Source organism: Streptomyces sp. NPDC041970, from assembly GCF_055588985.1.
Genome location: NZ_JBVJCD010000106.1, coordinates 1 through 7,854, shown reverse-complemented (window position 1 = coordinate 7,854; position 7,854 = coordinate 1). Strand labels below are relative to the sequence as shown.

Below are 7,854 nucleotides of genomic sequence, written 5' to 3'. Positions count from 1 at the left end.
ACCCCAAGGGCCTCCTCTTCCACAGACACCAGAAAGAGGCCCAAAAGCAGGATCAAGGGATGAACAAAAAAGAACTCCCACCTTTCGGCGCCCCCGGGGGGGGCCCCCCCCCCCCCCCCCCCCCCCCCCGCTCCTTTCCAGCAAGTGAAAGCCGTGAATTCCGGGGTGCGCCCCGGACCCGCGATGGAAGGTCAGCCACGTGTCTGCCGCTGATACCAAGGCCGCCGGGCCGCCGGTCCCCGTACCGCCCGAGCCGCAGCCGACCGGAAAGCCGCCCGCCGGCGACGGCGCGCCCCGGCCGCCGCAGAGGAAGCGGAAGAAGGGGGCGCTGCTCCCGTACTTCCTGATCCTCCCGGCGATCCTGGCGATCGCCGCCGTCTACCTCTACCCCCTCGGCAAGACGGTCATCATGTCCTTCCAGGACATGGGCCGGCGTGAGCTGTGGTCCGGAGAACCCGCCCCCTGGGTCGGTTTCGAACAGTTCACCAACATCCTCGGCGACCCCGAGTTCTGGTGGGTGACCTTCCGCACGATCGTCTTCATGGCCATCTGCGTGACCCTGACCATGGGCATCGGCCTGCTGGTCGCCCTGCTCATGCGCAAGCTCTCCAACTGGGTCCGGCTGGTCCTGACGGTGGCTCTGATCGCCGCCTGGTCGATGCCGTTGATGGTGGCCGCCTCGATCTTCCGGTTCATGGCCGACTCCGACTACGGCCTGATCAACACGTTGATCGCCAAGGTCGTCGGTGAGGACTGGCTCGGCCACAACTGGTACCTCGACCCGATCCAGGGCTTCGCCATCATCACCCTGCTGGTCGTCTGGGGCGCCATCCCGTTCGTCGTCGTCACCCTGTACGCCGCCCTCACCCAGGTCCCGCAGGAGCTGGAGGAGGCCGCCGCGCTCGACGGCGCCAGCAGCTACGGCATCTACAAGTTCGTCACCTGGCCGGTCATCAAGCCGGTGTTCACCATGGTCGCCACCCTCTCGGTGATCTGGGACTTCAACGTCTTCGGCCAGATCTGGCTGCTGCGCGGCAACAAGCCGGAGCCGGAGTACGAGACCCTCGGCCTCTACTCCTACTCCAAGGCGTTCGAGTCCACCTCCTTCAGCCAGGGCACCGCCATCGCTCTGATCACGGTGCTGCTGCTGTCCGGCGTGGCCGTGTACTACCTGCGCCAGCTCATGAAGACGGGAGAGGTCGAATGAGCAGCTCGACCGAAACACAGGTGCTCCGGCCCGACCGGAAGAAGGGCCGGCTCCACTTCGACCTCCTCGGCCTCGGCATCGCCCTGGTCATGGTCTTCCCGGTCTACTGGCTGGTCATCAGCGCCCTGCGGCCCAACCGGGAGATCCGCAGCTACGACCAGACCCTGTGGCCCTCGTCGATCACCTTCGACAACTTCGTCCGGGCCACCGAGCAGCCGAACTTCGGCACCGCCATCCAGTCCAGCCTGATCGTCGCCGTGACCGCGGTGGTCGGCGGCATGATCATCGCGACGCTGGCGGCCCTGGCCATCGGGCGCTTCCGGTTCTTCGGCCGCAAGGCCCTGATCCTCATCATGATCCTGGTCCAGATGCTGCCGCCGACGGCGATGCTCATCCCGATCTACGCCCAGCTCAACGCCATGGGCGGGATCGACGAGTACTGGGGCCTGATCGTCGTCTACCTGGTCTCCACCCTGCCCTTCGCCACCATCATGATCCGCGGCTTCGTCGTGAACATCCCGGTGGAGCTGGAGGAGTCGGCGATGGTGGACGGGTGCACCCGCTTCGGGGCCTTCCGCCGCGTGATCTTCCCGCTGCTGGCCCCCGGACTCGCCGCCGCGTCGATCTTCGCCCTGGTGAACGCGTGGAACGAGTACCTCTTCGCGTACATCCTGATCAACGACAACTCCAAGTACACGCTCAACGTGTGGCTGATGACGTTCACGACCGAGCGCGGCACGGACTACGGCGCCCTCATGGCCGCCTCGACCATGATCGCCCTCCCCGTCGTCGTGTTCTTCATGATCATCCAGAAGAAGATGGCCGCGGGCCTCACATCCGGCGCCGTGAAGGGATAGTGCGGGCCCATGACCACCCTGGTTTCCACCACGGACACCGTGACGCGCGACGCGCTGGCGGTGCTCCAGCCCGGCTTCACCGGCACCACCGCCCCCGACTGGCTGCTGCGCCGCGTCGGTGAGGGACTCGCCTCCGTCGGGCTGTTCGGCCGCAACATCACCTCGCCCGAGCAGCTCGCCGCCCTCACCGAGCGGCTGCGCGCCGAGCGGGACGACATCCTCGTCGCCATCGACGAGGAGGGCGGCGACGTGACCCGCCTGGAGGTCCGCGACGGCTCCTCCTTCCCGGGGAACTTCGCCCTCGGCTCGGTGGACGACGTCCGGCTCACCCGCGCCGTCGCCCGCGAGCTGGGCCGCCGGCTCGCCGAGTGCGGCGTCAACCTCAACTGGGCGCCGTCCGCGGACGTCAACTCCGACCCCGGCAACCCGGTGATCGGCGTACGCTCCTTCGGCGCCGACCCCGCCCTGACCGCCCGGCACACCGCCGCGTACGTCGAGGGCCTCCAGGCCGCCGGCGTCGCCGCCTGCACCAAGCACTTCCCCGGCCACGGCGACACCGCGGTCGACTCGCACCACGCGCTGCCCCGCATCGACGTGGACCTGGAGACCCTGCACGCCCGCGAGCTGGAGCCCTTCCGGGCGGCCATCGCGGCGGGCACCCGGTCGGTCATGAGCGCGCACATCCTGCTGCCCGCCCTCGACCCGGAGCGCCCGGCCACCCTGAGCCCGCAGATCCTCACCGGACTGCTGCGCCGGGAGCTGGGCTACGACGGCCTGATCGTCACCGACGGCATGGAGATGGACGCCATCTCCAAGACCTACGGGATCGAGCGGGGCTCCGTCCTCGCGATCGCGGCGGGCGCCGACGCCATCTGCGTGGGCGGCGGCCTGGCCGACGAGGAGACGGTCCTGCGGCTGCGGGACGCCCTCGTGGCGGCCGTGCGCGCCGGGGAGCTGCCCGAGGAGCGGCTCGCGGACGCGGCCGCCCGAGTACGGGCCCTCGCGTCCTGGACGCAGAGGGTTCGGGGGGACGTTCCGGAGCCGGGCGCGGAAGTGCAGGAGGGGACCGCGCCCGGCACCGGAGCCGGATCGGACATCGGCCTGGTGGCCGCCCGCCGCGCGGTCCGGGTGACCGGCTCGGGCGACCGGCTGACCGGGGCGGCGTACGTCGCCGCGTTCAACCCGGTGGCGAACATCGCCGTCGGCGGGGAGACCCCGTGGGGCGTCGCCGCGGACCTGGCCCGGTTGCTGCCCGGCACCGGCACGGACACCTACAACGGCGAGAGCGCCGATCCGGCGGCGGAGGCGATCCGCGCCGCGGGGGAGCGGCGCATCGTCGCCGTCGTCCGCGACGAGCACCGGCACCCGTGGATGGGCGCCGCGCTCGACGCCCTGCTGGCGGCGCGTCCGGACACGGTCGTCGTCGAGATGGGCCTGCCCCAGTCCCCGCCGAGGGGATCGCTCCACGTCGCCACCCACGGCGCCGCCCGCGTCTGCGGCCTGGCCGCGGCGGAGGCGCTCACGGGGGCGGGGGCCTGACGCGCGGGGCCGGTCCGGGGCGGCGCGAGCCGACCCCCTCCACCGGCCTCGTCCGGGCCCGTCCGGCGATCGAGGGGAAGCCTCTCGCCGGACGGGCCGCACACGGCGGAGGGGGGGGGGGGGGGGGCGCGGCCCCCCCCCCCCCCCCCTCCCCCCCCCCCTCCGCCGTGTGCGCCGGCAGCGGCTACAGCCCCTGCCAGGACGGCTTCGCCGCGTACGTGGCGCGGAAGTAGTCCGCGAGCTTCAGCTTGGACGCGGCGGCCTCGTCGACCACCACGGTGGCGTGCGGGTGCAACTGGAGCGCCGAGGCGGGCACGATCGAGGCGACCGGGCCCTCCACCGTCTGGGCGACGGCCTCCGCCTTGCCCTCGCCGGTGGCCAGCAGGATCGGGTGGCGGGACTCCAGGATGGTCCCGATGCCCTGGGTGATCACGTGGTGCGGCACCTGGTCGATGTCGTCGTCGAAGAACCGCGCGTTGTCGATCCGGGTCTGCTCGGTCAGCGTCTTGATCCGGGTGCGCGAGGCGAGCGAGGAGCACGGCTCGTTGAAGCCGATGTGCCCGTCGGTGCCGATGCCCAGCAACTGGAGGTCGACGCCGCCGGCCTCGGCCAGCGCCCGGTCGTACGCCTCGCAGGCGGCCTGGACGTCCTCGGCCGAGCCGTCGGGGCCCATGAAGGCGTCCTCGGACAGCCCGAGCGGCTCGACGACCTCGCGCAGCACCACGGAGCGGTAGGACTCCGGGTGGCCGGCGGGCAGCCCGACGTACTCGTCGAGCTGGCAGATCCGGGCGCGCGAGGCGTCGACCGCGCCGGAGGAGACCTTCGCGGCGAGCGCGCGGTAGATGGGCAGCGGGGTAGAGCCGGTGGCAACGCCGAGCAGGGCGTCGGGCTTGCGGCGGAGCAGCGCGGCGATGGCCTCCGCGATCAGTTCGCCGCCTGCCGCGGCGTCCGGGACGATGACAACTTCCACGCTGTGCCTGCCGATCTGACTAGAGAGCCTGTGGTATAGACCAATCAGGGGCCAATCTAGCAGAATCGGGCAGCCGCGCGGTGAACGGTCCGCCCACTGGCGGACCCCTCCGATGCCTGGTCGACTTGGTCGGTGGGGCGGCGCGACCGCGCCCCGTACGCGACACCGCAGCCGACACCGCGTGGGAGGTCCCCGATGTCCGCCACCCCTTGGGCCGACCGGAGCGGCCAGGGCGACGAGCCCGGCCGCATGATGTCCGGCGAGATGGCCGAGCAGCCCGCGATGCTGCGCCGCATCCTGGAGCAGGGCGCGCCCCGCATCCGCGAGACGGCCGCCGGGATCGCCGCCAGGAAGCCCCGCTTCGTCCTCCTCGCCGCGCGCGGCACGTCGGACAACGCGGCGCTCTACGCGAAGTACCTGCTGGAGATCCGGCGCGGGCTGCCCTGCGGACTGGCGTCGATGTCCACCACGACGGCCTACGGGGCCGCGCCGGACCTCCGGGACGTCCTGGTGGTCACGGTCAGCCAGTCGGGCGGCTCGCCCGACCTGGTGGCCTCCACGAAGGCGGCGCGGGCGGCCGGGGCCGTCACCCTCGCCGTCACCAACAACCCGGACTCCGCGCTCGCGGCGGTCTCCGAGTTCCACATCGACATCCTGGCGGGCCCGGAGCGGGCGCTCCCGGCCACCAAGACGTACACCGCCTCCCTGCTCTCCCTGTACCTCTTCGTGGAGGGGCTGGGCGGCCGGGACGGCACGGCGGACGCCGCGGCCCTGCCCGACCTCGCGGGCGCCGTCCTGGGCCGCCGGGCCGAGGTCAAGGCGCTGGCCTCCCGCTACCGCTTCGCCGAGCGCATGGTGATCACCTCGCGCGGCTACGGCTACCCCACGGCCAAGGAGGCGGCGCTGAAGCTGATGGAGACCAGCTACATCCCCGCGCTCTCCTACTCCGGCGCGGACCTGCTGCACGGGCCGCTGGCGATGGTCGACAACATCTCCCCGGTGATCGCCGTCGTCCCCGACGGGCGGGGCGGCGAGGCCCTGCGACCGGTGCTGGACCGGCTGCGCGGGCGCGGCGCCGACCTGTTCGTGGTCGGCCCCAAGGCCCAGGTGGAGGCGGCCTCGGCGGGCTTCTCGCTGCCCACGGCGGGGGTGGGGGAGCAGGTGCAGCCGGTCCTGGAGATCCTGCCGCTGCAACTGCTGGCGTACGAGGTGACGATCGCCCGAGGCCAGGACCCCGACTCGCCGCGCGCCCTGGCGAAGGTGACCGAGACGCACTGACGCCGGCGCGGGGCCCGGAAGGCGCCGGATGCGCGGCGCGGCGGGAGGCGTGCGGTGCGCGGCCCCGGAGGAACCCGCGGGCCGCGGCGCCGGGGTGGGACCCTCAGCCCACCCGGCGCCGCAGCCCGGAGTCGCTCGGCCGGCGGTGTGCGGTGCCTCCGGCCACTGAGGCGCGCGGCGCGGTCAGGGCAGAGAGCGCCGGGCGCCTCGATCCGCCCTCCTGTGCGGGGAGGGCGGAGGTCGTGGTGCGCCCATTGTGGACTAGACCAATTGCCGGTGTCCATCCGCGTGCACGACATTCTTCGGCCGTCTTCCGCGCCCGCCCGCCGGGCGCCGGCCGCCGGGGAGCGCGCGCCCCGGCGGCGAGCGGTTCGAACGCGTGGGACGCCCCCAGGTACGCTCCACGGGTGCCCTCCATGAACGACCTCGTCCGCCAGCACACCGCTCTGAGCGACACCGACCTCGAGTGGCTCCATCTGCTGGTCTCGGAGTGGCAACTGCTCTCCGACCTGTCCTTCGCCGACCTCGTGCTGTGGGTCCCGACCCGCGACGGCACGCGGTACGTCTCCGTCGCCCAGATGCGCCCCAACACCGGCCCCACCTCCTACCAGGACGACATGGTGGGCCACCTGGTGCCGCGGGGCCGCCGCCCGCTGCTGGACGCCGCCCTGGACGAGGGCCGGATCGTGCGCGAGGGCGACCCGGAGTGGCGCGAGGAGGTCCCCGTACGGGTCGAGTCCATCCCCGTACGCCGGGAGGGCCGGGTGCTCGGCGTCATCGCCCGCAACACCAACCTGCTCACCGTGCGCACCCCGTCCCGGTTGGAGCTGACCTACCTCCAGTCCGCGTCCGACCTGGCCCAGATGATCGCGGCCGGGGCGTTCCCCTTCCCCGGCCAGCAGGTCGACATGGACGCCTCCCCGCGCGTGGGCGACGGGCTGATCCGGCTCGACGCGGACGGCGTCGTCCAGTACGCGAGCCCCAACGGCCTCTCCGCCTACCACCGGCTCGGCCTCGCCTCCGACCTGGTCGGCCACCACCTCGGCACCACCACCGCCGAACTGGCCCCGTCCCGCGGCCCAGTGGACGAGGCGCTGGTCAAGGTCGCCAGCGGCTACGCGCCCCGCGAGTTCGAGGTCGAGTGCGCGGGCGGGGTGATCCAGTTGCGGGCCATCCCGCTCAAGCCGAAGGGCGTCCGCATCGGTTCCCTCGTCCTGCTCCGCGACGTCACCGAACTGCGCCGCCGCGAACGCGAGTTGATCACCAAGGACGCGACCATCCGGGAGATCCACCACCGGGTGAAGAACAACCTCCAGACGGTGGCCGCCCTGTTGCGGCTCCAGGCCCGCCGGATGGACTCCGAGCAGGGCCGCGAGGCGCTCAACGAGGCCGTCCGGCGCGTCGGTTCGATCGCCATCGTCCACGAGACGCTGTCCCAGAACCTGGACGAGCGGGTCGAGTTCGACGAGATCGCCGACCGGGTCATCGCGATGGTCTCGGAGATCTCGCCGGGAAGGGTGAGCTGCCGGCGCGTCGGCCGCTTCGGGGTCCTCGACGCGGAAGTCGCCACCCCGCTCTCCATGGTGCTCACCGAGATCCTGCAGAACGCCCTGGAGCACGCGTTCGCCGTGGCCGACCAGGGCACGGTGGAGGTCTCCGCCGTGCGCGGCGGCTCCCCGACCGAGGGCCGGCTGCTGATCACCGTCACCGACGACGGGCGCGGCCTGCCCGAGGGGTTCGACCCGCAGCGCGCCGGCAACCTGGGCCTCCAGATCGTCAGGACGCTGGTGGAGGGGGAGCTGGGCGGCACGTTCGGCATGGTCCCGGCGGCCGGGCGCGGCACGCAGGTCGTGCTCGACGTCCCGGTCCGGGCCGACAAGTAGCCGCGGCGGCCGCACACAGCGGAGCGGGGGGGGGGGGGGGGGGGGGGGGGGGGGGGGGGGGGGGGGGGGGGGGGGGGGGGGGGGGGGGGGGGGGGGGGGGGTGGGGGGGGGGGGGGGGGG

At 72.8% G+C, this 7,854-nt stretch carries 6 protein-coding genes; 5 read left to right on the top strand and 1 reads right to left on the bottom strand.

What is annotated here, in order from left to right:
- Positions 1-199 precede the first annotated feature (199 nt).
- From ACZ6EJ_RS27620 to ACZ6EJ_RS27610, 3 genes are read left to right on the top strand one after another with little or no spacing between them, the layout of a single operon-like run.
- A complete protein-coding gene (locus ACZ6EJ_RS27620; RefSeq protein ID WP_469270913.1) occupies positions 200-1,207 on the top strand; it encodes a carbohydrate ABC transporter permease in 1,008 nt (335 codons plus the stop codon).
- Complete coding sequence (locus tag ACZ6EJ_RS27615) at positions 1,204-2,064, top strand: carbohydrate ABC transporter permease (protein ID WP_469270912.1); 861 nt, start codon at positions 1,204-1,206, stop codon at positions 2,062-2,064. Before ACZ6EJ_RS27620 ends, ACZ6EJ_RS27615 begins: the two co-directional genes overlap by 4 nt.
- Before the next feature lie 9 nt (positions 2,065-2,073).
- Positions 2,074-3,603, top strand: coding sequence for a glycoside hydrolase family 3 protein (locus ACZ6EJ_RS27610; RefSeq protein ID WP_469270910.1), 1,530 nt, complete (start codon positions 2,074-2,076; stop codon positions 3,601-3,603).
- Positions 3,604-3,787: 184 nt separating this feature from the next.
- Here ACZ6EJ_RS27610 and nagB read toward each other — a convergent pair whose 3' ends face one another.
- Positions 3,788-4,573, bottom strand: coding sequence for a glucosamine-6-phosphate deaminase (gene nagB, locus ACZ6EJ_RS27605; RefSeq protein WP_469270908.1), 786 nt, complete (start codon positions 4,571-4,573; stop codon positions 3,788-3,790).
- Between the two features lie 195 nt (positions 4,574-4,768).
- Here nagB and ACZ6EJ_RS27600 point away from each other — a divergent pair, with 195 nt between their 5' ends.
- Both ACZ6EJ_RS27600 and ACZ6EJ_RS27595 read left to right on the top strand, forming a co-directional pair.
- A complete protein-coding gene (locus ACZ6EJ_RS27600; RefSeq protein WP_469270906.1) occupies positions 4,769-5,851 on the top strand; it encodes an SIS domain-containing protein in 1,083 nt (360 codons plus the stop codon).
- Positions 5,852-6,267: 416 nt separating this feature from the next.
- Complete coding sequence (locus tag ACZ6EJ_RS27595; protein ID WP_469270915.1) at positions 6,268-7,734, top strand: sensor histidine kinase; 1,467 nt, start codon at positions 6,268-6,270, stop codon at positions 7,732-7,734.
- Positions 7,735-7,854 lie beyond the last annotated feature (120 nt).